The sequence below is a fragment of the Streptomyces sp. NPDC097640 genome, assembly GCF_040302705.1.
Lineage (GTDB): Bacteria > Actinomycetota > Actinomycetes > Streptomycetales > Streptomycetaceae > Streptomyces.
In genome coordinates this window covers 68,486-93,886 of record NZ_JBEOSB010000021.1, presented here as the reverse complement: position 1 = coordinate 93,886, position 25,401 = coordinate 68,486, and the positions used below count along the sequence as shown (strand labels likewise).

22 protein-coding genes are annotated in these 25,401 nt (G+C 71.6%); 12 read left to right on the top strand and 10 right to left on the bottom strand.

The features are described from left to right. Positions 1-84: 84 nt before the first annotated feature. Both ABTY62_RS29805 and ABTY62_RS29800 read right to left on the bottom strand, forming a co-directional pair. Positions 85-1,599, bottom strand: a complete 1,515-nt coding sequence (locus tag ABTY62_RS29805; protein ID WP_352132512.1) for a PepSY-associated TM helix domain-containing protein — start codon at positions 1,597-1,599, stop codon at positions 85-87. Between the two features lie 139 nt (positions 1,600-1,738). Further along, positions 1,739-2,395 (bottom strand): winged helix-turn-helix transcriptional regulator, encoded by a 657-nt coding sequence (locus ABTY62_RS29800; protein ID WP_502997543.1) that lies wholly within the window; start codon positions 2,393-2,395, stop codon positions 1,739-1,741. An 86-nt stretch (positions 2,396-2,481) separates the two neighbouring features. Here ABTY62_RS29800 and ABTY62_RS29795 point away from each other — a divergent pair, with 86 nt between their 5' ends. From ABTY62_RS29795 to ABTY62_RS29775, 5 genes are all read left to right on the top strand, one after another. Further along, a complete protein-coding gene (locus ABTY62_RS29795; protein WP_352132594.1) occupies positions 2,482-3,696 on the top strand; it encodes a pyridoxal phosphate-dependent aminotransferase in 1,215 nt (404 codons plus the stop codon). 83 nt (positions 3,697-3,779) lie between these two features. Then, the gene (locus tag ABTY62_RS29790) at positions 3,780-4,700 is read left to right on the top strand and encodes an AEC family transporter (RefSeq protein WP_352132510.1); all 921 of its coding nucleotides are present in this window, start codon (positions 3,780-3,782) and stop codon (positions 4,698-4,700) included. Between the two features lie 134 nt (positions 4,701-4,834). Then, on the top strand, positions 4,835-6,280 hold the full coding sequence (gnd, locus tag ABTY62_RS29785) for an NADP-dependent phosphogluconate dehydrogenase (RefSeq protein ID WP_352132509.1): 1,446 nt from the start codon (positions 4,835-4,837) through the stop codon (positions 6,278-6,280). Positions 6,281-6,385: 105 nt separating this feature from the next. After that, a complete protein-coding gene (locus tag ABTY62_RS29780; RefSeq protein ID WP_352132508.1) occupies positions 6,386-7,762 on the top strand; it encodes an MFS transporter in 1,377 nt (458 codons plus the stop codon). Beyond that, positions 7,759-8,940, top strand: coding sequence for an anhydro-N-acetylmuramic acid kinase (locus ABTY62_RS29775; protein WP_352132507.1), 1,182 nt, complete (start codon positions 7,759-7,761; stop codon positions 8,938-8,940). Before ABTY62_RS29780 ends, ABTY62_RS29775 begins: the two co-directional genes overlap by 4 nt. Positions 8,941-8,958: 18 nt before the next feature. On the opposite strand, the gene ABTY62_RS29770 is transcribed toward ABTY62_RS29775, so the two are convergent. Beyond that, positions 8,959-9,399, bottom strand: a complete 441-nt coding sequence (locus ABTY62_RS29770) for a cytidine deaminase (RefSeq protein ID WP_352132506.1) — start codon at positions 9,397-9,399, stop codon at positions 8,959-8,961. Between the two features lie 51 nt (positions 9,400-9,450). On the opposite strand from ABTY62_RS29770, the gene ABTY62_RS29765 reads away from it, so the two are divergent. Together ABTY62_RS29765 and ABTY62_RS29760 are read left to right on the top strand one after the other, a co-directional pair. Beyond that, positions 9,451-9,930, top strand: coding sequence for a macro domain-containing protein (locus ABTY62_RS29765; RefSeq protein WP_352132505.1), 480 nt, complete (start codon positions 9,451-9,453; stop codon positions 9,928-9,930). 204 nt (positions 9,931-10,134) lie between these two features. Then, the gene (locus ABTY62_RS29760) at positions 10,135-10,680 is read left to right on the top strand and encodes a DoxX family protein (RefSeq protein WP_352132504.1); all 546 of its coding nucleotides are present in this window, start codon (positions 10,135-10,137) and stop codon (positions 10,678-10,680) included. A 113-nt stretch (positions 10,681-10,793) separates the two neighbouring features. On the opposite strand, the gene ABTY62_RS29755 is transcribed toward ABTY62_RS29760, so the two are convergent. Further along, a complete protein-coding gene (locus ABTY62_RS29755) occupies positions 10,794-11,639 on the bottom strand; it encodes a hypothetical protein (RefSeq protein ID WP_352132503.1) in 846 nt (281 codons plus the stop codon). Beyond that, on the bottom strand, positions 11,639-12,910 hold the full coding sequence (locus tag ABTY62_RS29750; RefSeq protein WP_352132502.1) for a VWA domain-containing protein: 1,272 nt from the start codon (positions 12,908-12,910) through the stop codon (positions 11,639-11,641). The genes ABTY62_RS29755 and ABTY62_RS29750 overlap by 1 nt, the downstream gene beginning before the upstream one ends. Positions 12,911-13,117: 207 nt before the next feature. Between ABTY62_RS29750 and ABTY62_RS29745 the strand changes: the two genes are divergently transcribed. After that, entirely contained in the window at positions 13,118-14,308 is a 1,191-nt protein-coding gene (locus ABTY62_RS29745) for a CdaR family transcriptional regulator (RefSeq protein ID WP_352132501.1), read from the top strand. Here ABTY62_RS29745 and ABTY62_RS29740 read toward each other — a convergent pair. From ABTY62_RS29740 to ABTY62_RS29720, 5 genes are all read right to left on the bottom strand, one after another. Continuing rightward, the gene (locus ABTY62_RS29740) at positions 14,299-15,051 is read right to left on the bottom strand and encodes a YoaK family protein (RefSeq protein ID WP_352132500.1); all 753 of its coding nucleotides are present in this window, start codon (positions 15,049-15,051) and stop codon (positions 14,299-14,301) included. The genes ABTY62_RS29745 and ABTY62_RS29740 overlap by 10 nt on opposite strands. Then, positions 15,048-16,940, bottom strand: coding sequence for a molecular chaperone DnaK (dnaK, locus tag ABTY62_RS29735; RefSeq protein ID WP_352132499.1), 1,893 nt, complete (start codon positions 16,938-16,940; stop codon positions 15,048-15,050). The genes ABTY62_RS29740 and dnaK overlap by 4 nt, the downstream gene beginning before the upstream one ends. Before the next feature lie 33 nt (positions 16,941-16,973). After that, the gene (locus ABTY62_RS29730) at positions 16,974-18,983 is read right to left on the bottom strand and encodes a SpoIIE family protein phosphatase (RefSeq protein ID WP_352132498.1); all 2,010 of its coding nucleotides are present in this window, start codon (positions 18,981-18,983) and stop codon (positions 16,974-16,976) included. Between the two features lie 263 nt (positions 18,984-19,246). Then, complete coding sequence (locus ABTY62_RS29725) at positions 19,247-19,882, bottom strand: extensin (RefSeq protein ID WP_352132497.1); 636 nt, start codon at positions 19,880-19,882, stop codon at positions 19,247-19,249. Between the two features lie 127 nt (positions 19,883-20,009). Continuing rightward, the gene (locus tag ABTY62_RS29720) at positions 20,010-20,717 is read right to left on the bottom strand and encodes a FadR/GntR family transcriptional regulator (protein WP_352132496.1); all 708 of its coding nucleotides are present in this window, start codon (positions 20,715-20,717) and stop codon (positions 20,010-20,012) included. A 229-nt stretch (positions 20,718-20,946) separates the two neighbouring features. Between ABTY62_RS29720 and ABTY62_RS29715 the strand changes: the two genes are divergently transcribed. The 4 genes from ABTY62_RS29715 (at position 20,947) to ABTY62_RS29700 (ending at position 25,388) form a co-directional block, all read left to right on the top strand. Next, complete coding sequence (locus ABTY62_RS29715; RefSeq protein ID WP_502997542.1) at positions 20,947-22,191, top strand: aminotransferase class V-fold PLP-dependent enzyme; 1,245 nt, start codon at positions 20,947-20,949, stop codon at positions 22,189-22,191. Between the two features lie 82 nt (positions 22,192-22,273). Continuing rightward, on the top strand, positions 22,274-23,578 hold the full coding sequence (locus ABTY62_RS29710) for an ABC transporter substrate-binding protein (protein WP_352132494.1): 1,305 nt from the start codon (positions 22,274-22,276) through the stop codon (positions 23,576-23,578). Then, positions 23,575-24,555, top strand: coding sequence for a carbohydrate ABC transporter permease (locus ABTY62_RS29705; RefSeq protein ID WP_352132493.1), 981 nt, complete (start codon positions 23,575-23,577; stop codon positions 24,553-24,555). Before ABTY62_RS29710 ends, ABTY62_RS29705 begins: the two co-directional genes overlap by 4 nt. Further along, entirely contained in the window at positions 24,552-25,388 is an 837-nt protein-coding gene (locus ABTY62_RS29700; RefSeq protein ID WP_352132492.1) for a carbohydrate ABC transporter permease, read from the top strand. Before ABTY62_RS29705 ends, ABTY62_RS29700 begins: the two co-directional genes overlap by 4 nt. The last annotated feature ends 13 nt before the right edge of the window (positions 25,389-25,401 follow it).

Genomic DNA, 25,401 nt, shown 5'->3' with positions numbered 1-25,401 from the left:
GGCTCCGGTGCCTGTGAGGAGTAGGACCGGCCGGGCCGCGAGAACTCATCGGTCAGGGCTCAACAGATGGGGAATCGATGGGAATCACCGGTAGGTCCGCAGGCCACGCCGGTAGGCGATCTCACCGAGGACCACGTCGAGGGCCCAGAAGGCGGCGAGTGGCAGACCGAGCAGCGGGACGAAGTAGCCGAGCACGGCGACGGCGGCGGCCAGTGGCACCAGGACGTACGGCGGCACCTGCTGCCAGCCGCCCCGCGGGACGGGGCGGCCGAACGCGGAGGCGCTGCCGCGCTGCCACCACATGCGGTAGCCCCACAGGATCAGGAAGATCAGCGCGAGCGCGAGGGCGGCCAGCGCGATCTGGTTGACCAGGCCGAAGAGGCTGCCGGTGTGCGCGTCGATGCCCCAGCGGGAGAGCTTGGCCAGCAGCGGGTAGTCCGCGAACCGCACCACGTCGGTGACCTCGCCGGTGGCGGGGTCGATGGCGACGGAGTCCTGTTTCTCCGGCCAGCTGCGCTGGATCTGCTGGACCACATAGGCGGTCTTCGCGTCGGCGGGCGGCACGATCTCCACCGGGTTGCCCAGCCCCTCGGCCCGGGCCGCCTTCAGCACGGCGTCGATGCCCACGTCCCGGGCGGACGACGGGTCTTCGGCGCCGCCCTGAGAACCGTCCATGCCCATGCCCGGCATGGCGCCGTGGCCGGAGTGCTCGCCGCCGGCCCGCTCGGCGCCGTCGAGCGCGGCCGAGACGGAGGGGGTGGTCTGGCGGAGGGCGGTGCGCAGGTCCTCGATGCTCGCGCCCGCGTAGGTGGACCAGGTCAGGCCGGTGGCCGACAGGAAGAACAGGCCGACCGCCGCCCAGACGCCCACCGCGCCGTGGAAGGACATGGTCCGCCTGCGGCCGGTGGCGGTGCGGTCGGGCAGGGCGATCGCGCGCAGCCTGCGCTTGGCTCGTCGGCGGGCCAGCCACAGCACCAGCCCGCCGCCGGTGATCACCCACAGCCAGCTGGCGGCGAACTCGCTGTAGAGACGGCCGGTCTGGCCGAGGTGCAGATCCCGGTGGAGCTCGTCGATCCAGGTGCGCAGCGGCAACGCGCCGCTGGAGCCGTACTGCTCCAGGGCGCCGCGGACCTTCCCGGTGTACGGGTCGACGAAGACGGCGAGCGTGTGGTCCGGGTCGACCCCCTTGACCCCGGAGAGCAGCACCCGGGTCGTGGCGCCCGCCTCGGGCGAGGGCCGCACCGCGCTGACGGTGCCCTCGGGGTGGGCCGTGCGGGCGGCGTCGATCTGCTGGGAGACAGGGAGTTCGCGCTCGCCGACGGGGACGCTCAGCTCATGGTCGTAAATGATCTTCTCGGCCTGGAAGGAGGCCGCGTACAGCAGTCCGGTCGCCGCCGCGACCAGCAGGAACGGCGCGACGAGCACGCCCGCGTAGAAGTGCAGTCGCAGCACCAGCGGACGCAGCGCGGCCCGCCGGGCCCGCCCGGGCCGCCCCGGTTCGGGCGGGGCGGGCGGGGCGGCCGCGCGGGGCGGCCCCGCGGCCGTGGGCGGATTCTCTGGGCCGTCCTCCGTGGTGGCGGCGCTCGGTCGGTCGGGCATGGACGGCTCCCGGTTCGGTGGCGGACACGGTGCGGCGGTGGCCGCACCGCATCAGTCGTCGGATCCGGGAGGCGTCGAGTTCCGGGCCGAATGCATGATCCATGTCACACGCGGCCGGAAGGGTGTGACGGTCGGGCCGTCAGGAACGGGCGCCGCGCAGCGCGTCGGCGAGCGGGCCCCGCCCGGTCATCTCGATGGCTCCGCCGGCGATGCCGTCGGCCACGGTCAGCGTGCCCTGGGCGAGGGCGACGCAGGTGTCGGCGTCCACGACGAGCCGGGCGTCCGCGCGCTCGGCCGGTCCGTCCGCGTACGACGGCTCGGGCGCGCCGAGCACCAGATGGAAGCCGCCCTCCTCGAGTGCCACGTCGACGACCCCTTTGTGTTCCGTGGCGAGGGACCCCAGCCGGTGGAGCAGCGGAACGGCGAACCAGTGGGCCCGGATGGCGTCGGTGGGCTGCCGCTCGGCCAGCGCGGGCGCGCCCCAGACGGCGAGGGCGGTGAGGACGGGCAGCAGCGCGCGGCCGTGGGGGGTGAGTTCGTAGACGGCGACCGACGCCGGCGGCGGCAGCTTGCGGCGGGCGAGTACGCCGTCGCGCTCCATGTCCTTCAGCCGTGAGGCGAGCATGTCCGTGCTGACCCCTGGCAGGTCGGTGTGGAGATCGGTGTATCTGCGGGGACCCGCCAGCAACTCCCGCGCGATCAGCAGCGTCCACCGGTCACCGACGGCATCGAGGGCCCGCGCGATCGCGCAGTACTGGTCATAGCTTCGGCGTGGCATGCGCCCCAGTCTAGCCATTTAGTTGGACTTTCCAAGTGGCACCTTGGTAGAACAAAGCAAGCCATCGTCGAGTGATGAGGCGGAGCGAACCGGGAGGGCGCGAGATGGAGTTCCGGCAGTCGAGCAAGCTCAGCGAGGTCTGCTACGAGATCCGGGGTCCGGTGATCGAGCAGGCCAACGCGCTGGAGGAGGCCGGACACAGCGTGCTGCGCCTCAACACCGGCAATCCGGCGCTGTTCGGGTTCGAGGCCCCGGAGGAGATCCTCCAGGACATGATCCGGATGCTGCCGCAGGCCCACGGCTACAGCGACTCGCGCGGCATCATCCCCGCCCGCCGTGCGGTGGTCCAGCACTACCAGCAGCGCGGCCTGGACGACATCGGCGTGGACGACGTCTTCCTCGGCAACGGCGTCTCCGAGCTGGTGTCCATGTCCGTCCAGGCCCTGGTCGAGGACGGCGACGAAATCCTCATCCCGGCGCCCGACTTCCCGCTGTGGACGGCCGTCACCACCCTGGCGGGCGGCAAGCCCGTGCACTATGTGTGCGACGAGTCCGCCGACTGGTACCCGGACCTCGACGACATGGCGTCGAAGATCACCGACCGCACCAGGGCGGTGGTCATCATCAGCCCGAACAACCCCACCGGGGCGGTCTATCCGCGCGAGATCCTCGAGGGCATCCTCGACCTGGCCCGCCGCCACCATCTGATGGTGTTCTCCGATGAGATCTACGACAAGATCCTCTACGACGGGGCGGTCCACCACAGCCCCGCCGTGCTCGCCCCGGACCTGGTGTGTCTGACCTTCAGCGGCCTGTCCAAGGCGTACCGGGTGGCCGGGTTCCGGTCCGGCTGGGTGGTCGTGTCCGGCCCAAGGCAGCACGCCAGGAACTACCTGGAGGGGCTGACCATGCTGGCCTCGATGCGCCTGTGCCCCAACACCCCGGCGCAGTTCGCGATCCAGGCGGCCCTCGGCGGCCGGCAGTCCATCGAGAGCCTGGTGCTGCCCGGCGGCCGGCTGCACGAGCAGCGCGACCGCGCATGGGAGAAGCTCAACGAGATCCCCGGGGTCTCCTGCGTCAAGCCCCAGGGCGCGCTCTACGCGTTCCCCCGCATCGACCCCGAGGTCCACCGGATCCACGACGACGAGCGGTTCGTCCTGGACCTGCTGTTGCGCGAGAAGATCCAGGTGGTGCAGGGCACCGGCTTCAACTGGCCGCGCCCCGACCACTTCCGCATCCTCACCCTCCCGCATGTCGACGACCTCGAGTCGGCCATCAGCAGGATCGGGCGGTTCCTCGGCGGTTACCGGCAGTCGTGACCCCGGGCTGACCCCGGGCGCCCGGCCGCGCCTTCGCGGGGTCCTGTCCCATGGGCGGGCAACCGCTTGTAAGGTGCATGCTTATGGGCGGGGTGATCGCGGGTTTCGGTGTCATCGCCAGCATCGTCGTCACCGGTTATGTCCTGGGGCGCCGCGGATCGCTGGGCGAGCACGGGCGCGATGTCCTCACCGGGCTCGCCTTCCAGGTGGCCAGCCCGGCGCTGCTGTTCTCCACGCTCGCGCGGGCCGACCTCTCCGCCCTGGTGTCGGTCCCGATGCTCGTCACGGCCCTGAGCACCTTCGTCGTGGCGGGGACGTTCATCGCCGTCGGCGCCGTACGCCGCTGGAGCGTCGGCCGCACGACGATCGGCGCGCTGTGCGCCAGCTATGTCAACGCCGGAAATCTCGGCATCCCCGTCGCCATGTACGTGCTCGGGGACGCCTCCCTGATCGCGCCGGTCCTGCTCTTCCAGCAACTCGTCGTGTCCCCGATCGCCCTGACGGTGATCGACCTCAGCCGCAGCGAGGACCGGCCGTCGCTGGTCAGACGGCTCACCACGCCGGTACGCAACCCCATCGTCGTCGGCTCACTGTGCGGCGTGGCGGTGGCCGCCTCCGGCTGGCGGATCCCCGGGCCGGTCATGGAACCGGTCTCGCTGCTGGGCGGGATGGCGGTGCCCGGGGTGCTGCTGGCCTTCGGCCTCTCGCTGCCGGGCAGCGCCCTGCCCGGGCGCGGCGAGGACCGCGGGGCGGTGCTGCTGTCGGTGGCGCTCAAGTCCTTCGCGCAGCCGGTGGTGGCATGGGCCATCGCGGCCGGGGTGTTCGGGCTGAGCGGTGCCGCGCTCTTCGCCGCGGTCGTCACCTCCGCGCTCCCGGCGGCGCAGAACCTCTTCACCTACGCGGTGCGCTACCAGACCGCGACGCGGCTGGCGCGCGAGTCGATCCTGCTGTCCACGTTCCTCGCGGCTCCGGTGCTGCTCACGGTGGCGGCGCTGCTGGGCTGAGGGCACCGTCCGCCGCCGTCGGCCGCCGGAGTCCTGGCACGACGCGCCGGACGTGAGTGTCGGCACCGCGCACACCGGGTGGCCCGGCTACCGTCGGTGTCGCTCGGACCCCCGCCAGGAAACGAGGAACAGCCATGGCACCCTCTGTGTCAACCGCCTCCATCGGAGTCACAGGGCTCGCGGTGATGGGCCGCAATCTGGCCCGCAACTTCGCCCGGAACGGCTACACCGTCGCGGTGCACAACCGGACGCCCGCCCGCACCCGCTCCCTGATCGAGGAGTTCGGGCACGAGGGCTCCTTCGTGCCGGCCGAGAAGCCCGCGGACTTCGTGGCGGCGCTGGAGCGCCCCCGGCGGCTGATGATCATGGTGAAGGCGGGCGGGCCGACCGACTCGGTGATCGACGAGTTCGTGCCGCTGCTGGACCCCGGGGACATCGTCATCGACGGCGGCAACGCCCACTTCGAGGACACCCGCCGCCGCGAGGCCGCCCTGCGCGAGCAGGGCATCCACTTCGTCGGGACGGGCGTATCCGGCGGTGAGGAGGGCGCGCTGCACGGGCCCTCCATCATGCCGGGCGGGTCGGTGGAGGCGTATGCCGCGCTCGGGCCGATGCTGGAGAAGATCAGCGCGCATGTCGACGGCGAGCCCTGCTGCACCCATATCGGCTCGGACGGCGCCGGACACTTCGTCAAGATGGTGCACAACGGCATCGAGTACGCCGACATGCAGCTGATCGCCGAGGCGTACGACCTGCTGCGGCGGGCGGCGGGGCGCACCCCCGCGCAGATCGCGGACATCTTCCGCCGCTGGAACACCGGTGTGCTGGACTCCTACCTGATCGAGATCACCGCCGAGGTCCTGGCCCACACCGACGGGGAGACCGGCAAGCCCTTCGTGGACATCGTGGCCGACGCCGCCGAGCAGAAGGGCACCGGCCGCTGGACCGTACAGACGGCGCTGGACGTGGCCGCGCCGGTCCCCGGCATCGCCGAGGCCGTCTTCGCGCGCTCGCTGTCCGGCCACACCGAGCTGCGCGCCGCCGCCCGGCAGCTGACCGGCCCCCAGCTGCCCGCCGCGGCCGGGCAGGACGCCGACCGCCTCGTCGACCAGGTCGAGCAGGCGCTGTACGCCTCGAAGATCGTCTCCTACGCACAGGGCTGGAACATGATCCAGGCCGCGGCGGAGCAGTTCGGCTGGGACATCGACCTGGGCGCGGTGGCCAAGATCTGGCGCGGCGGCTGCATCATCCGGGCCGGCTTCCTGGGCGAGATCCGCAGCGCGTACGCGGCCGACCCCGCGCTGCCCACGCTCCTCGCCGACGAGCGGTTCTCCCGTCAGCTCGGCGAGGCGCAGGACGCCTGGCGGGCCGTGGTGACCACCGCCGTCCAGGGCTCCATCCCCACGCCCGGGTTCTCCGCCTCGCTCGCCTACTACGACGCGCTGCGCGCCGACCGGCTGCCCGCCGCCCTCATCCAGGCGCAGCGGGACTTCTTCGGCGCCCACACCTACCAGCGCGTCGACCGGGAGGGCACCTTCCACACCGAGTGGTCCGGCGACCGGAGCGAGACCCTGATGTGAGGCCGTACCGCGGCCCGATGTGATCGGAGGCGCCCCGGCGGGGAATCAGGAAACGGAAACCGGCTTCTGACCGTGCGAGAACCGCGACGGCTGGAGGGAACACAGGTGACCGTATCCATACCGGATCCGCCCCGGGCGCCCCGGGAGGCCGACCGACCACCGCGCCGCGCCCTGGTGGCGGGGTCGGTGGGCAACTTCATCGAGTGGTACGAGTTCGGGATCTACGGCTATTTCGCGACGGTCATCGCCGCGAACTTCTTCACCCCGGAGGGCGGAAGCGACCTCGAGGGCCTGGTCAAGACCTATGCGTCGTTCGCGCTCGCCTTCTTCTTCCGGCCGGTCGGCGCCGCCGTGTTCGGCCGCCTCGGCGACCGGATCGGCCGCCGCCCCACCCTGATCTGTGTGGTGCTGCTGATGACCGCGGCCACCACACTGATCGGGCTCCTCCCCACCTACGACACGGTGGGCGCGGCCGCTCCGTGGCTGCTCACCCTTCTGAGGGTGCTCCAGGGTCTGTCAGCGGGTGGCGAGTTCGGCGGCGCCGTCTCGATCATGACGGAGTTCGCCCCCGCCGGGCGGCGCGGGCTGTACGGGGCGTGGCAGTCCTTCACCGTGGCGCTGGGCCTGCTCGGCGGGGCCGGCGTGGCCGCCCTGCTGGCCACGGTGTTGAGCGAGCAGGCGCTGAACGACTGGGGCTGGCGGCTGCCGTTCCTGCTGACGCTGCCGATGGGCCTGGGCGCCCTGTGGCTGCGGCTGCGGCTCGAGGAGACCCCTGCCTTCCGGGGCGCCGAGGACCGTACGGGCGGCGCGGCGCTCGAGCCGCCCCCGCGCGCGGGCGAGGTGGCGCGGGCCATCGTCCTGGGCGCCGGGCGCATCATGGGCTGGGCCGCCGCCGGTTACACCTTTCTCGTCGTCATGCCGTCGTATCTCCAGAGCACGCTGGGCGCCAGTTTCCGGGAGGCGCTGATCGCGACCGTGGTGGCCAACCTCGGCTTCGCCGCCTCCATCATTCCGGCCGGGCTGCTCAGCGACCGGATCGGCAGACGGCCCGTGATGCTGTCGGGGGCGGCGCTGGTCGCGGTCGCCGCGATCCCGCTGCTGGATCTGTTGCAGGACACGGACCGTTCGAACCTGGTCAAGGGGGTGGCGGTGTTCGCCGCCGGGGCCGCGGTCGGGCTGATGGCGGGCCCCGGCCCGGCCATGCTGGCGGAGATGTTCCCGACCCGGGTCCGCTACACCGGGCTCGGCCTGGCGTACTCGCTCTCGAACGCCGTCTTCTCCGGCTGCGCCGGGCTCATCATCACCGAGACCATCAAGCGGACCGGCGAGGTGGACATCCCCGGCTACTACACCACGGTGACCTGTGCCGTCAGCCTGGTGGCGCTGCTCACCCTGCGCGGGGACGACCACCGAGGCCCGCTGCGCGAGGGGCACACGGCGCGAACACCGCGTCCGGACGAACCGCAGGAGGCCGGCCGATGAGGGTGATCGGGCTGATGTCGGGCACCTCGTGCGACGCCATCGACGCCGCGGCCGCCGATCTGGAACTCGCCGGGGACCGGCTGGTGCTGACCCCGCTGGGCCTGGTCAGCGCCCCGTACGAGGAGGGGCTGCGCGCGGCGCTGAGCGCCGCGCTGCCGCCCGCCCCGACGACCCTGCGGGCCGTGTGCGAGCTGGACACCCGCATCGGCCAGGCGTTCGCAGCCCTCGCCGTCCGGGCCGACCGGGAGCTGTGCGACGGCCGCGCCGAGCTCATCGGCTCGCATGGGCAGACCGTCTACCACTGGGTCGGGGAGGGCCGGGCGTACGGGACGCTGCAACTGGGGCAGCCCGCCTGGATCGCCGAGGCCACCGGCCGCCCGGTCGTCTCCGATCTGCGCACCCGCGACATCGCGGCGGGCGGGCAGGGGGCGCCCCTGGTGAGCGTGGTCGACACCCTGTGGCTGCGCGGGCGGCCCGGCGTGTGCGCGGCGCTCAACCTCGGCGGGATCGCGAATGTCACCGTGGTGCCGGACGGTGGCGGGGAGCCCCTCGCGTACGACACCGGACCGGGCAACGCGCTCATCGACGCGGCGGTGCGCCATCTGACGGACGGCCGGCTCGACCGGGACGAGGACGGCGCGATGGCCGCGCGCGGCACCGTGCACGGCCCGCTGCTCGACCGGCTGCTGGCCGAGCCGTACTACGGGCGGCCGGCCCCCAAGACAACCGGCAAGGAACTCTTCCACCTGCCGTATCTGCGGGCCGCGCTCGCAGGGCTCGGGCCGCTGCCCGCCGACGACGTGATCGCCACCGTCACCGAGCTCACCGCCGTCACCGTGGGCGGCGCGGTGCGCTCCGCCGGGGCGGGCGAGGTGGTCGCCTCGGGTGGCGGCACCCGCAACCCGGCGCTGCTCGCCGCCCTGCGCCGGGCCCTGGGGGCCGTCCCGCTGCGCACCTCCGACGAGCTGGGCCTCCCCTCGGCCGCCAAGGAGGCGTACGCCTTCGCCGTCCTCGGCTTTCTGACCGCCCATGGGCTGGCCGGCACGGTGCCGGCCTGCACCGGGGCCCGCCACCCCAGCGTGCTCGGGTCGATCACCCCGGGGCGCGGCGGGCTGCGTCTGCCGCCGGAAACCGCCGCGGCCCGGGCCGCGCCCGTCCGGCTGGAGATCCGGGGCTGACCGGCCCCGCCAGGCGGCTCACTTCCGGCCGTCGGCGTCCTCGTCGCCCGAGGCGTCGTGTTGGTGGTCCGCCCAGACATAGGCGTCGGGCAGCAGTTCGGCGACGGGGACGGTGCGCGGCCGGTCGACGGTGCCGACGATGACCTCGAGCGCGGGGAAGTAGTCGAACAGGAACTGCCGGCAGCGGCCGCACGGCGGTACCACCCCGCGCTCGCGGTCCCCCACCGCGACCATCCTGACCAGCTCATAGGCGCCCTGGGCCGCCGCGGCGCCGACGACCACCAGCTCCGCGCACGGGCCCCCGGTGAAGTGGTAGGCGTTCACCGCGGTGATGACACGGCCGTCGGCGGCGCGCGCGGCTGCCGCCATGGTGTGGTCGTCGCCCCGGCAGTAGATCCGCGCGACATGAGCCGCGGCCTGGATGAGCTCCTCGTCGACGGTGGGGGGCTGCGTGGTCATCTTCTCCGCTCTCGCCGGGGGCTGTCGGTGCCTGCCCGTAAGCTGCGGATTATGGCAGCGATCGAGTATGTGCGCGGCGATGCCACCGCGCCGCAGGGGAAAGGGAAGAAGATCATCGCCCATGTCTGCAATGACCTGGGCGGTTGGGGGAAGGGCTTTGTGCTGGCCGTATCCCGGCGCTGGCCGGAGCCGGAGGCGGCCTACCGCCGCTGGCACCGGGAGCGGGCGGGCAATGACTTCGGGCTGGGCGCGGTCCAGTTCGTCCAGGTGAGCCGGTATGTGTGGGTGGCCAATATGGTCGGCCAGCGCGGGACGCGCACCGGCAGCAAGGGCGTGCCGGTGCGATACGAGGCGATCGCCGCGGCGCTGGTTCCGCTCGCGGCGAAGGCCGCCGAGCTGGGGGCCTCGGTGCATATGCCGCGCATCGGCTGCGGGCTGGCCGGCGGGCGCTGGGAGCGGATCGAGCCGCTGATAGCCGAGCGGGTGGTGGCGCGGGGAATCCCGGTCACCGTCTATGACCACGGCGGATGAGCTCCGAGTTGAGCCCTTGCCCCATTCGGGGCATATTTGACATAAGGCTGCGCTGCCGAATCCGGTCGCCCGCCTGCGTTGTCCGCGTGGTCTGCGTTGCGTGTGTTGTCCCAGCTGTCCGAGCTATGCGAGTGCTCCGAGTCCTCTGGATCCCTCTCAGGGCCTCCGAGTCTCCCGTTACGCATCCGACCAGACGAGGGCGCCATGTCTGCCTACCATCACACCTCTCCCCCGAACCACGCGTCCTCATCGCGCTCCTCGCCCCATGTGCTGGTCGCACATGACGTGGGGCTGCTGGTCATACGCCTGGGCGTGGGGCTGATCGTCGCCGCGCGGGGCGCGCAGCATCTGTTCGGCTGGTGGGGCGGCCTGGGGATCGACAACACGGCCCGGTTCTTCGAGAAGTTCGGCTATCCCGCGCCCAAGTTCATGGCGGTGGTGGCCGGTATCGCCGATACGTTCGGCGGTCTGGGGCTGGCCGTGGGCCTGCTCACGCCGCTCGCGGGCGCCGCGGTGGCGGGCACGATGGCCAACGCGGTCGATGTCATATGGCCGTTGGGGTACTTCAGCGGCATCGAGTTTCCCCTGCTGATCGGCGTGGGCGCGGCGGGGCTCGCGTTGAGCGGGCCGGGCCGGATCGCCGTCGATGCCCTGATCCCCGGGCTCCGGTCCCATCGTGTGGTCTACGGGGTGGTGATGCTGCTCATTGCGGCCGTCCTCGCGGCCATCACGATCGGGATCCGCGACTGACGTCCCGTGGACGCGGCCCCGAGGCGATCCCCGGCCGGCGCGCACCGCCCGCCCGCCGGGGCGAGGGGGCGGTGCGCGCGCCGTTCAGCCGGTCGCCGACCAGCTGAAGCGGTTCACTCGGCGGCCGGCGGGCGCCGGAAGGAGCCGCGGCCGCGGGACAGCGCATAGCCGCCCACTCCCGCGAGCGCCCCCAGGGCGCCGCCCACCACGGTCCACACCCAGCGGTCCGACCACCAGCCCGAGCCCCAGCCGCCGTCCGGCTCGGCGGCCGACGCGGTGTTCGACGACTCGTCGTCGCCGTCCGACGAGTCGGCCGACTCGGAGGCGTCCGGCGCCTGGGTCGCCCCGGCGCGCAGGGCCGGCGTCAGCGGCTCCAGCTCGCCGCCCTCCGCGTGCGCGCCCCCGGTGTCCCGGGTGGACGCCGTGACCTCGGCGGTGAAGGCCAGCCCGAGGTCCTGTTCCGGCAGGTTCACCACGGTCAGCCGGACGTAGTAGGAACCCGGCAGCGGCTCGTTGGCCCAGGCCTCGGACCAGGGGCGCACTCGGCGCACCCGGCAGCTGAGGTCGACGGAGGCGTCGTCCTGCGCGGCGGTCACGGTCTGGCTGCCCGAGGTGCAGGCCTGGCGACGGCGCAGCCCGTCGTAGACGTCGAGCTGCCAGGTGGTCCTGCCGTGCCGGGACTGTGCCTCGGGGAGCTTGACGGTGGCCTTGACGGTGGGTACCTGCCCGGCCGCGGCGGGGAACATCCAGTACAAGTAGTCGCCGACCGACGCCGCGGCGGTGGCGGTCTGCCCCTGCTCGATCGCCGTGGCGGTCCGGAAGCCGGTGCCCGCCTCGGCGGGTCCGCCATGGCTGTCCGTGCCCGCGCTCGGGGACGCGTCGGCCGCCGCCGTGGGCGCGGTGGCGAGCAGGGCGGCGCAGAGCGCGAACGCGGCGCCCGCGGTACGTAGGGCACGCATCAGTTGGTCCTCCAGACGGTGACGCGCCAGCGGGCCAGCCAGCCCCACACCAGCCCCACCAGCAACCCGGTCACGGTGAGCACGGCCAGCAGCACCCAGCCGCGGCCGAGGCCGAAGGCGGCCACGTCACCGGGCGGGTCGCCGGCGTCGACGATGTTCACGGCCAGCTCGACGGGCAGCCCGGGGGTGCGCTTGACGGACGCGGGCGCGGAGAACGACTGGCTCACCTCGAGGCAGATGGTGCGCGGCGTCGAGTCCTCCACCTCGCGGCCCTCGGCCACCGGGTAGCGCAGCCCGGTCGAGATGACGTCCGTGCGGCCGCTGCCGGCCTCGCTGCCGCGCACCAGCTCGCGGCCGCGCTCGTTCACCGCGCGCACCAGCACGCCGTAGTCGGGGTCGACGTCGCGGTCGGCGCCCACGCTCGCCGAGGCCCGCAGCTCCTGGCCGGGGGCGACCTTCACCCGGTACCAGCGGTGCTCGCCGAAGCCTTCCCGGTCGCTGTAGAGACCCGCGCCGAGGACGGGGGCCTTGGCGCAGGCCTCGGCGCCCTCCACGGCGGTCGGGGTCTGGACCGGGGCGTCCGCCGCGCGCCGCACCAGCTGCTTGATGCGGGTGGAGAGCTGGTCGGTGTGCTGGACCGCGGTGTAGGTGCCACCGGTGGCCTCGGCGATACAGCTGAGCTGGTCCCGGACCTTGCTGTCCAGGGTCAGTCCGAGCGTGTCGACGACCAGATGGGTTCCCTCGGCGGCCAGTTCCCGGGCCACGTCGCACGGGTCGGGCAGACCGCAGGAGTCCTCGCCGTCCGTGATGAGCACGATCCGACGGGTCGCGTCACCGCCCGCCAGGTCCTTGGACGCGCCGCGCAGGGCGAGGCCGATGGGTGTCCAGCCGGTGGGGCGCAGCGTGGCGACGGCCGCCTTGGCCTCGGTGCGGTCCACCCGGCCGACGGGGTAGAGCTGTTTGCTGTCCAGGCAGCCGGTCTCGCGGTCCTTGCCGGGGTAGTTGGCGCCGAGGGTGCGTATGCCGAGCCGCACGTCGTCGGGGACGGCGTCCAGCACCTCGTTGAAGGCTTGCTTGGCTGCGGCCATGCGGGACATGCCGTCGACGTCGCGGGCACGCATCGAGCCGCTGACGTCCAGGACAAGTTCGACTTTGGGGGACTCGCGGGCCGGTTCGTCGTCGGCGACGGCCGCGGTCGGGAACACCAGACCGCACACCACGGCCGCGAGCAGCCCGAAGGCGCCTGTCGCCAGGCGTTTCTTTATGATCACCGCGGCATCTTATGGAGCATCATATGACCACTCCAAAGTGGCTCCCCAACGGGCCCCGCACGCGGGTGATGCGGCTCGCCTCGCCGCCCCGGGGGCGGTGGCGGAGGCGGCGCCGGACAGTCGTTGGTCACTCCGTACGAATGTGTGGCGAGCCGGGGCCACCGCGCTGTACGGTGCGTCCAGCCCACCGGCCGGAGGATCCAGTTCGTGCTCAGCCCCTCACTCGCCCAGGAGATCGCCGGGGACACCTCCGCGGTCATCGGTTTGAACGTCCTCATCACCGACGGCGAGGGCGTCGTCATCGGCAGCGGCGACAGCAGCCGCATCGGCACCTTCCACGAGGCATCCGTGGAGGTGATGCGCACTCAGGAGCCCGCCACGCACACCGCCACCCAGGCGCAGGAGCTCAAGGGGGTGCGCGCCGGGGTGACCCTGCCGCTGGTCATGGACGGACACGCGGTGGGCACGGTCGGCATCACCGGCACCCCCGCCCAGGTGCGGCGCTTCGGTCTTGTGGTCAAGCGGCAGACGGAGATCCTGCTGCGCGAGTCGGCCGTCCTGCGCTCACGGGTGCTCAGGGAGCGGGTGCTCGAGGAGCTGCTCGCCGATGTCGCCACGTACGACGCCGAGTCGGTCGAGCCTGACTTCGTCGTCTTCCGCGCCGCCGAGGTGGGCTTCGATCTGCGGCTGCGCCGGATCGCGGTGACCGTCGAGGTGGCCGCGCCCGGTGGTACGAACGGCGCCCGCCACCGCGCCGGGCCGCCGGTCGCCGACACCGCGCTGGTCCGCGCGGAGCTGCTGCGCACCGTGCGGGAGGTGTTCTCCGACCCGCAGGACGTGGTCGCGGCGGCGGCCCCCGGGTGGATCGGGGTGCTGCACCGGCTGCCGGAACATGCCTCGACGAGCCGGGTGATGACGGCCTGTCAGCGGCTGGCGGATCTCGTGGGTGTCCAGCACGGCCTGGCGGCGCGGGTGGGCATCGGGGAGCCCGCCACCTCGGTCGGCGCGCTGCACGACTCGTACCAGGACGCGTGTGACGCGCTGCGCCTGGGGGCCCTCGTCATGCCCGAGCTGCCGGTGCATCTCGTGTCCGACCTGCGTGCCCATCAGCTGCTGGCGGCCGCCGGCCGGAACACCCGCACCCGGCTGCTGACGCTCACCGCGGCGGACCTGCGCGAGCAACCGGACTGGCCGGTGCTTCGGGACACCGTGGTGGCCTGGTGCGAGAACGGCTTCAACTTAGTCCGCGCCTCCTCGGCGCTGCACATCCACCGCAACACCCTCGTCTACCGCATGAACAAGATCGAGCAGATCAGCGGCCGCCCGCTGCGCGACCACCGCACCACGCTCGCCCTGTATCTGGCCTGTCTGGCCGATCAGCTCGACACTCAGCCTTGACCTGACCCCCTCCCAGCCGTGCCACGCGGCCGTTCGCACACCGAGGCCACGACGGCCCCCACCCAGACCGCGGCGACCAGCCCGGTCGGCAGCGCGGGCGCGGCCGACGGCGCCACGGTGAGCAGTACCCCTCCCCCGACCGCCCCCACCACCAGGGCGCCCAGCAGCCCCGCGCTCACCCGGCGCACCCTGCCGGTGGCGGCGAGGTCGGCCAGCAGGTTGGTCAGGATGCCGGTGAAGTAGGTGGTGGAAAGACCCGGTGGCGCGACGGCGCGCACCAGCGCGCTCTGTCCCCCCATGGCCACCGCGGCCAGGGCCAGCAGCACCTGCCGCCGCCCTCCGCCGGGGTGGCCGCCGGCCGACGCCCACAGCGCCCACAGCGCACCGAGCGCGACCAGTTCCACGCCGAGGGCGCGGCGGGCCAGCCGTGCCTTTTCCGGCCCGCGGACGATCCGGCCGCTCATCAGCGCGCCCAGGACATAGCCGGTGACCGCGAGGACGGCGTGGCCGGCGAGCGCCGGGTCGCGGGCCCCGGCCGACATGCCGAGCAGCGAGAGGTTGGCCGTCATCACGCTGGTGAAGACACCGCCGAGGGCGAGAAAGGAGACCGCGTCCATCGACCCGGTGACCATGGTCAGCGCCACGGCGGCCGCCAGGCCACCGCCGCCCGGACGGGCTAAGCCACCCGTGGCGTTTCCCGGGCCCGCCGGATCGCCGTCCCGCGGTGGCAGGGGGTCGGTCATCCGGTGTCCCCCTTGGGGCGGTCCTCGTCGACGATCTCCGCCTCGACGACATCGTCATCGGCACCGTGGCCCGGGCCCGCGCCGTCACCACCCGTGTCGTCGGACGTACCGCCGGCCGGCCCGGAGCCCTCGCCCCGGTCCCCGGCCTGGGCGTACATGGCCGTGCCGATCTTCTGCGCGGCCGTGGCGGCCTGGTCGGTGGCCGCGCGGATCCGGCCGGTGTCCTCGCCCTTCAGCGCCTCCTTCAGCTCGGAGAGCGCCGACTCGGTCTCCTCCCGCGCGTCCCGCGGCACCTTGTCCGCCTGGTCGCGCAGCAGTTTCTCGGTGTTGTAGAGGAGGGACTCGGCCGAGTTGCGGGTCTCGGCCGCCTCGCGCTTGCGGCGGTCCTCGTCCGCGTAGCGCTCGGCGTCGCGCATCATGCGGTCGATGTCGTCCTTCGGCAGCGCGGAGCCGCCGGTGACGGTCATCCGCTGTTCCCTGCCGGTGCCGAGGTCCTTCGCGGACACATGCATGATTCCGTTGGCGTCGATGTCGAAGGCGACCTCGATCTGCGGCACGCCACGCGGGGCCGGCGGCAGGCCCGTCAGCTCGAACATGCCGAGCTTCTTGTTGTACGCCGCGATCTCGCGCTCGCCCTGGAACACCTGGATCTGCACGGACGGCTGGTTGTCCTCGGCCGTGGTGAAGATCTCCGAACGCTTGGTCGGGATGGTCGTGTTGCGCTCGATCAGCCTGGTCATGATGCCGCCCTTGGTCTCGATACCGAGGGACAGCGGGGTGACGTCCAGCAGCAGGACGTCCTTGACCTCGCCCCTGAGGACACCGGCCTGGAGCGCGGCGCCGACCGCGACCACCTCGTCCGGGTTGACGCCCCGGTGCGGATCCTTGCCGGTCAACTCCTTGACCAGCCCGGTCACGGCGGGCATCCGGGTCGAGCCGCCGACCAGGATCACATGGTCGATGTCGGACACCTTGATCCCGGCGTCCTCGACCGCCTGGTGGAACGGCCCCTTGCAGCGCTCCAGGAGGTCCTCGGTCAGCTGCTCGAACTGCGCCCGGGTGAGCTTCTCGTCCAGGTGCAGCGGCCCCTCGTCGGAGGCCGTGATGTAGGGCAGGTTGATGGTGGTCTCGGACGCTGCGGACAGCTCGATCTTCGCCTTCTCCGCGGTCTCGCGCAGCCGCTGGAGCGCCATCTTGTCCTGTGCCAGATCCACCCCGTAGCCGTTCTTGAACCGGGTGACGAGGTGGTCGACGATCCGCTGGTCCCAGTCGTCGCCGCCGAGGTGGGTGTCGCCGTTGGTGGCCTTGACCTCGACGACCCCCTCGCCGATCTCCAGCAGCGAGACGTCGAAGGTGCCGCCGCCGAGGTCGAACACCAGGATGGTCTGGTCGTTCTCCTTGTCCAGGCCGTAGGCCAGGGCGGCGGCGGTGGGCTCGTTGATGATCCGCAGCACCTTCAGACCGGCGATCTCGCCCGCCTCCTTGGTGGCGGTCCGCTGGCTGTCGTTGAAGTACGCCGGGACGGTGACCACCGCGTCCGTCACATCCTCGCCGAGGTAGCCCTCCGCGTCGCGCTTGAGCTTCTGGAGCACGCGGGCGGAGATCTCCTGCGCGGTGTAGCGCTTGCCGTCCACCTCGCCGGTGGCCGGGAACCGCCATCGCTCCTCCCCCATGTGGCGTTTGACGGACCGCGCGGTGCGTTCCACGTTGGTCACGGCCTGACGCTTGGCCACCTCGCCCACCAGTACCTCGCCGTTCTTGGCGAAGGCCACCACCGAGGGGGTCGTCCGGGTGCCCTCGGTGTTGGTGATGACCGTTGGCTCGCCGCCCTCCAGGACACACACCACGGAGTTCGTCGTCCCCAGGTCGATACCGACTGCGCGGGTCATCGCAGCACTCCTCTCCTGCGAGATGGGAGCCCTTCACAGAGTGATCCGATCTATGCCCAATGCTACAAAAGTGGCATCTTCGCCGACGGCGTGCTTGCCGGTGGCGTCCTCCGGGATCCGCTGCTCGAACCAGACCACCTTCCCCGTGCTCAGCCTCGTCGCGCCCCAGCGCTCCGCGAACTGGTTGACCAGGAACAGACCGCGGCCGCCCTCGTCGCTCAGCCGGGCGTGGCGCATCCGGGGCAGCTGCGGCGAGTCGTCGCCCACCTCGCAGCGGAGCACATCCGTACGGACCAGCCGCAGCGACAGCGGACGGGTTGCATAGCGCACCGCGTTGGTCACCACCTCTCCGACCATGAGCTCGGTGGACTCGCACAGGGAGTCGAGCTTCCAGCGGTGGAGTGTTCTGCGGGCCAGCCGGCGCGCCCGGCCCGCGGTCCGCGGCTGGGGGTCCAGGAACCAATGGGAGACGTGGTACCAGGGGATGCCGTCGAAGCGGGCGGCGAGCAGCGCCACGTCGTCGTCCCGCTGCCTCGGGTCGAGGGGCCCGAGCACCAGGTCGCAGAGTTCCTCGGGCGGCATGGGGGTCCGGGCGTGGGCGGCGGCGCGGCGCAGCCGGACACACAGCGACTCCACCCCGGTCCACACATCGGTCTCGCGGGACTCGACAAGCCCGTCGGTGTACAGCAGCAGGGTCGCCCCGGCGGGCGCGTGGGTCTCGACGCACTCGAAGACCACCCCGCCGACGCCGATCGGCGCCCCGGGCGGGATCAGCAGTGCCTCGCCGCGGCCGTCGGGGTGCAGCAGGAGTGGCGGCGGGTGGCCGGCATTGGCGAGTTGCAGCCGGTGCGCGATGGGGTCGTAGATGGCGTAGAGGCAGGTGGCGATGTGCTGGCTGCCGAGGCGCTGGGCCTGGTCGTCGAGGTGGTGCAGGACATCCTCGGGCGGCAGGTCGAGTCCGGCCAGGGTCTGCACGGTGGTCCGCAGCTGGCCCATGACCGCGGCGGAGGTCATGGAGTGGCCCATGACGTCTCCGATGACCAGCGCGACGCGGTTGCCGGGCAGCGGGATGGCGTCGTACCAGTCGCCGCCGACCCGGGCGGTCTCCGAGGCCGGCAGATAGCGGCTGGCCAGGCGGACACCGGTGGCCTCGGGCAGCGAGGAGGGGAGCATGGCGCGCTGAAGCACATCCGCGACCGACGCCTCGCGCCCGTATCGCACCGCCTTGTCGATGCCGAGGGCGGTGTGCGTGGCGAGTTGGGAGGCGACCAGCAGGTCATCGGGGGTGAAGGCGGGGCGATCGGGCTCGCGCAGCAGCAGGAGGGTGCCGATGACGTGGTGGCGGCCGTGCAGCGGGGCGACGATCAGCCGCCGGGCCGACGGCACCGGCCCGTCGCCCTTCGCCCCGCCATGCAGCAGCCGGCGCACCGACGGCGCGATCCCCTGCGTGTCACCGAACACCGGCCGCCCGGCCAGCAGCAGCTCGACGAACCGGCCGGTGACGGTCACCGGCGCGAGATCGGGCCCGGCCCCGGGGGCGGCTTCCGGCACGGCGTTCGGCGCGGCGTTCGACCCGAGGTCACGCGGGCCGTCCGGGCTCCGGGGCGCGGGAGGCGCGCCCGGCCGGTCGCCCCGGGTGCCGGTTCCGGCCGGTGCCCGGGGCCTCGCGCCGGTGGTGTGCGGCCGCAGCACCACCGGCGCCGCGGGGATCGCGTCCCCGGACGGCAGGGGGTGGTCGCACAGATGGATGAACGCCGCGTCGGCGAAGGCGGGGGCGGCGGCCCGGCACAGCTCCCACAGCGTCTCGTCCGGGTCCATGCCACGGGCGATGCGGCGGGTCGCCTCGTCGAGATAGCGCAGCCGTTCGGTGTGCGCTCCGGCTCCGTACGCCGCTTCGTCCCGGGCGGGTGCCGCGGGACCGTCGGCGGCCGGCCGCCCGTGGCCCGTGGGAGCGGCGCGCGCTCCCCGGCCGGGGGGAGCGGTCGGCCGCTCTGCCCCGGCGGTGGGCCGGTCCGGGCCTTCACAGGGGATGCGGTGACCCATGGCGCTCCCCGGACGACCGTGCGCGGGTCCCCCCGGAGGTTTCCGGACACCCGGATGGCGCCGCGCAGGGCATGGCGCCGCGCGAACTCCACCGTCCCGTACGGGCCTGACCCGTGCGGTCGAGCCGTATGCTCCCGTGACCCGTCCGATTGAACCTGTCGTGCACGAGGACACCCCTTGCATACCCGGTTACCTCATATTTCCACATCGGGTCCGATATGCACCATGCCCGAGCCGCGGGAACCGGCCGGGGAGGGGACCGCTCAGCCGCCGAGGAGGCCGCCGGTCAGGCCGTCGAGCACACCGCCGACCGTGTCGCCGACGCCCTCGACCACGCCGCCCACCAGCCCCTTGTCCCTGCCCTTGCCGTCCCCGTCGTCCTGCTGACCGACGTCCTGCTGACCGTCGTCCTGCTGGCCGCCGGACTCGTCCTCGGAGGGGGCCGGGGCGGGCGAGGTGGGCTGCGCGGTGTCCGGCTCCGAGGCCGAGGGCGCCGTGGAACCGGGGGTGTCGGTGGGCTCGGCCGACGGGGCGTTCGTCTTCGGAGCGCCCGAAGGCGTGCGGGTCCGCGAGGTCTCGCCCCGGGAGGCGCCGTCGCCACCGTCCTGTACGAGCTTGGGCTTGGCGGAGGCGGTGGGGGCCAGGCCGCCGCCGGAGGGCCGGTCGGTGTCGCTGGATCGGTCGGAGCCCGTCGGCCGGTCGGAGCCGGTGGGCTCCTCGGTCTCCGGCGTACCCGCCGGCTGGGAGCTGACGTCGGAGCGCGCCTGCACGGTCCTGTCACTGCCGGTCGACGAGTGGAGAGCGAAAGCGATGCCGCCCGCCACCCCCAGAGCGGCGGCCGCCTTGATCGTTGTGGCACGCGCCTGCTGGGCAGGGGTGGGGCGGCTGTGTCGGCCCATCTGGCTCAAGTCTCCCGTTATGACATGTCCTCGCTATGGCGCACCAGTAAAGCGTGATCACTCGGCCGAAGGGAATTTCCGAGACGGAGTTGTTACGCGGCGGGGTGATTCCTCCCTCGATGCCTGGTCAGGGCCCATGGCTGGAGGACGGCTCCGGCCGGTCGGGCAGAAACGCGTGCAGCCACTTCTCGGTGTGGGCGACATGCGCCGCGGCCGCGCCCGCGGCGGCCGCCGGGTCGCGCTGGGCGAGCGCGCCCGCGATGGCCCGGTGATCCTCGTCGCTGGCACGCTTGATGCTCGGCCCCTCGGGCAGCGTGAACACCTGATAGTTGCGGGAGCGCGCGCGGAACACCCCGAGCAGCGAACCGAGGGTGGGGTTCCCGCCCATCCTGGCGATCTCGGCGTGGAAGCGGTGGTCCAGCTCGGAGACCTCGGCCGGGTTCTCGGTGGCCTCCATGGCCTCGATGTACTCAAAAAGCCTGGCCAGCGTCTCGGGCGTCATCCGCGCCGCCGCCTGCGCCGCGGCGTGGGACTCCAGGACGCGCCGGATCTCGAACATCTCCAGCAGCCCTTCGAGCGGCAGCAGGTCGACGGTCAGCGAGAGGCTACCGACGATGTCCTCCGGACGCAGCTGGGAAACGTAGGTGCCCGAGCCGTGGCGTGGCTCGATGACACGCAGGGCCGCCAGCATGCGCACCGCCTCCCGGAGGGAGCCCCGGGAGACGCCCAGTTCGTCGCACAGCTCGCTCTCGGGCGGAATGCGCTGCCCGGCGACCAGCCGGCCGGTGGAAATCATGTGCCGTAGGCCGTGAAAGGCCTTGTCGACTGCGGACATCGCTTCCCTTCCCCGTGGCTCGGCGACGGCGCCGGGCCTCAGGTTCCCACCCTACCGAGTCATCAGATCTCTCCCTCAAGGTGGCAGCAAGTCATCAGATGACTTACCGGCGGCGTACACCTATTGCCTTAGTCCTGGCTGCTGTGCCAGGATCCCGGGCCAAGTCACCGGCCAAGTCATCAGACCTATCTTCAGTGAGTGTCTGATGTGTCGGCCCGATTCCTGGGAGATGTCCAGTCACGTGAGTGAGACCGACGTGAGCACAGCACCACGCCCCCTGCTCCTTCCCGACGGCCGCCCGGCCGCGGAGGCGTGGTCCCTGCACCCCGGGCAGCGCCATCTCAACCACGGGTCCTTCGGGGCGGTTCCGGTGGTGGCGCAGCGCGAGCAGCAGCAGCTGCGCGAGGAGATGGACCGGTCGCCCGTGGTGTGGTTCGCGACGCTGCCGGGCCGGGTCGCGGCCGCCCGGACGGCCGTCGCCGGGTTTCTGCGCGTCGCGCCCCAGGACCTCGCCCTGGTGCCGAACGCGAGCGGCGGCGCGAGTGTGGTGTACGCGAATGTGCCGCTGCGGTCCGGCGCCGAGATCCTGGTCACCGACCACGGGTACGGGGCGGTGACCATGGGGGCCGAGCGCCTGGCCCGGCGCCAGGGCGCCACGGTCCGCACCGTGCATGTGCCGCTCGACGCCGATGAGGAGCGGGCCCACGCGGCCGTGGTGGCCGGGCTGAACGAGGCCACCGGGCTGATCGTGCTGGACCACATCACCTCGGCGACCGCCCGCCGGATGCCGGTGGAGCGGATCGCCGCGACGGCACGAGAGCGTGGCATTCCGCTCCTGGTGGACGGGGCGCATGTGCCCGGTCTGATCGCCGACCCGCTCGCGGGCCTCGACTGCGACTTCTGGGTCGGCAATCTGCACAAGTTCGGCTGCGCACCGCGCGGCACCGCGGCCCTGGTCGCCCGGGGTCCGCTGCGCGACGAGCTCTATCCCCTGATCGACTCCTGGGGCGCCGGCGACCCCTTCCCCGAGCGGTTCGACACCCAGGGGACGGTGGACGTCACCGGCTATCTGGCGGCTCCGGCCGCCGTGGACTTCATCGACGCCACCTGGGGCTGGGAGCGCGCCCGTACCTACATGAGCGACCTGGCCGACTACGCCGAGCGCGTCATCGGCGAGGCCTTCGCCGAGGTCATGGGCGAGAGCACGGCCGTGGACGTCGGCATGCCGGTGGGCCCGATGCGCCTGGTCCGGCTTCCCGCGGGGCTCGGCGCCACCCGCCTCGAGGCCGACGCGCTGCGCGACCGGATGGCCCATGAGCTGGGCGTGGAAGCGGCCTTCACCAGCTTCGGCGGCATCGGCTACTTCCGCCTGTCGACGCATGTGTACAACACGGCGGCCGACTACGAGTACTTCGCCGAGCGCTGTGTCCCGGTGCTCGCCGAATGGGCCCGCACCCCGGGCGTCGCCCCGTAGCGACGCCCGGCACACCTTCGTGACCCGCCACGGCCGTGGCGCATATCGATACCCACGGAACTCCCATGGAATGAGGACAGGGATGAGAAGAAGGAAGGCAGTCATCGCCCTCGGCCTGGCCGCCACCACGGTCATGACGGCCATGACGGGCTGTACCTCCGGGGTGAGCGACGGCTCGGTCCACCTCAAGATGGTCGAGAGCCTGACCAATCCCAGCCGCACCGAGGTTCTGAAGAAGCTCATCGCGGACTTCGAGAAGCAGAACCCGAAGATCAAGGTCGATCTGATCTCGCCGCCGACCGATCAGGCGGACCAGAAGATCCAGCAGATGCTCCAGTCCGGCAGCGGCGTGGACGCGCTCGAGGTGCGGGACATCACCGCCGGGCCGTGGTCCACCAACGGCTGGCTCTACGACATGGGCAAGGATCTGAAGGGGTGGGGCGGCTGGAAGGACCTCACCGACAACGCCGTCAAGTACTCCAAGGACGCCAAGGGCCGCACGTACTACATCCCCTACGGCTTCTACGGGCTGAGCCTGTTCTACCGCTCCGACCTTGTCCAGGAGGCGGGCTTCAAGCAGCCGCCGGCCAGCTGGGACGAGCTGCTGAACCAGGCGAGCAAGATCCAGAACCCGTCCAAGCGCCAGTACGGCTACGCGTTCCGGGGCGGGGCCAACGCCAACAGCAACGCGGTCGCCGTCATCGAGGCGTATGTCGCGGACAAGATCGACCGCGACAACGGGTTCAAGCTCACCGACGGCAAGACGATCTTCTCGGCGCCCGAGGCGCTGGACGCCATGAACACCTACCTCAAGCTGTTCAAGGAGGCGTCGCCGCCCTCGTCGGTCGCCTGGGGCTACCCGGAGATGGTGGAGGGCTTCTCCAACGGCTCCACGGCCTTCCTGCTTCAGGACCCCGAGGTCATCGCCACGGTGCGGCAGTCGAAGTCCATCAAGGAGAGCCAGTGGACCACGGCTCCCCTGCTGGCCGGCCCCAGCGGCAAGGCGATCCAGCCGGTGGCGAGCGCGGGCTGGGGCATAGCCGCCGGCAGCAAGCACAAGGCGGAGGCGATCAAGCTGGTCGAGTTCCTCTCGCAGGGCGACGCCTCGACCACCTTCACCAAGGAGAACAGCCTGGTGCCGATCCTCAAGGGCGCGGCCGAGGAATCCTTCTACAAGACCGGGCCCTGGGCGAGCTATGTGACGATGACCGAGAACCCGGACAAGTACCTCACCGTCACCCAGCCGCGTGACGCGTCCTGGTGGACCGAGTGGATCCAGAAGTCCGACGCCGAGGTGCAGAAGATGCTGCTGGGCAAGATGACGCCCAAGGAGCTGCTGGCCGGCTGGGACGCGTACTGGACGAAGAAGTGGAAGAGCCAGACGTGAGCCTGTCCACCTCGAAGCAGGCGGGGCGCCCCTCCCAGGGGGGCGCCCGGCCCGCGCCGGTCAAGACGGCGGGCCCGCGCTCGCGCAGACCGGTGTTCACCGTCCGCCGGAGCCTGGCCATCGCCGGGTTCATGGCTCCGGCCGTGCTCTTCGTCTCGGTCTTCATCTACTACCCGATGGTCTCGGGCAGTCAGATGGCGTTCCGCAACTGGAACCTCAACGACCTCACCGACACTTCGTGGGTGGGGATCAAGAACTTCCAGGAGATCTTCCGGGACCCGGTGTTCTACACCGTGCTCGACAACACCCTGATCTGGGTGGTCGCCTCGCTCGTACCGCAGCTGGTGATCGGCTTCGCGATCGCCCTGTGGCTGCGCCGGCGCTTCCGTTTCCGGGGGCTCTACCAGGCGTTGATCTTCTTCCCGTGGGCCATCTCCGGATTTCTCATCGGCATTCTGTTCCGCTGGATGTTCAACAGCGAATTCGGCGTCATCAACGATCTGCTGTCGAAGGCCGGCCTGATCGACGAGCCGATCCCCTGGCTCGCGGATCCGAAGACGGCGATGGTCGCCGTCATCATCGCCAATGTCTGGTACGGCGTCACCTTCTTCGCCATCATGATCCTGGCTGCCCTCCAGTCGATCCCCGACGAGCTGTACGAGGCGGCCGAACTCGACGGGGCGGGCAAGGCCCGCACGCTGTTCCAGGTCACCATTCCGTACATCCGCGCCACGCTGGCGCTGACCGTGCTGCTCCGGGTCATCTGGATCTTCAACTTCCCCGACATCATCTTCGGGATGACCGGCGGCGGACCGTCCAATGAGACACACATCGTGACCACCTGGATGATCACGATCACCCAGCAGGGCGACTACGGAAAGGCCTCGGCGCTCGGTCTCGTCGTGGTCGGGATACTCCTGGTGTTCTCCGTCTTCTACCTCATGGCCACCCGCGAGAAGAAGGGAGCGAGGTCTTGATGAACAAGGAGACCGTCGCGGGACGCGTGACCCGGATCGCCTTTCTCTCGGTATGGCTGATCATCACGGTCTTCCCGCTTTACTGGATCGCCGTCACCTCCTTCAAAGCACCCGGCGACATCTTCACCTTTCCGATCGCCTACTGGCCCGAGCACTTCTCCCTGGAGAACTACAGCGGGCTGTTCGGAAAGGCCCGGTTCGGCGACTACCTCACCAACAGCCTGCTCGTCGCGACGGTGGCGGGCACGGTGGCGACGGGCATTTCCGTGCTCTCGGCCTATGTGCTGGCGCGGTTCGAGTTCCGGAGCAAGACGGCGCTGCTGATGGCCGCCCTGGTCACCCAGATGATTCCGTCGTTCATCGCGCTCGGGCCGCTGTACATGATGATGACCCAGCTGAAACTGGTCGACAACCGGCTCGGACTCATCCTCGTCTACATCGCGGTGTGCATTCCGTTCAGCACCGTGATGCTCCGCGGGTTCTTCGAGAACATCCCGGACGCGCTGGAGGAAGCGGCCATGATCGACGGGTGTTCGCGGTTCGGGGCGCTGTTCCGGGTGCTGCTGCCCGTGATGAAGCCGGGCATCGTGGCCGCGTTCATCTTCAACTTCGTGAACTGCTGGAACGAGCTGTTCCTGTCGGTCACCCTGATGAACAGCGACGCGAACAAGACCGTCCCCACCGCGCTGAACGGCTTCATCTCCAGCTTCAACATCGACTGGGGTTCGATGTCCGCGGCGGCCGTGCTCACCATCGTGCCGACCATGGTGCTGTTCGCCTTCGCCAGCCGCCACATCGTGCAGGGGCTGACCTCGGGCGCGGTGAAGGGATAGGGGCCGCCGCGGG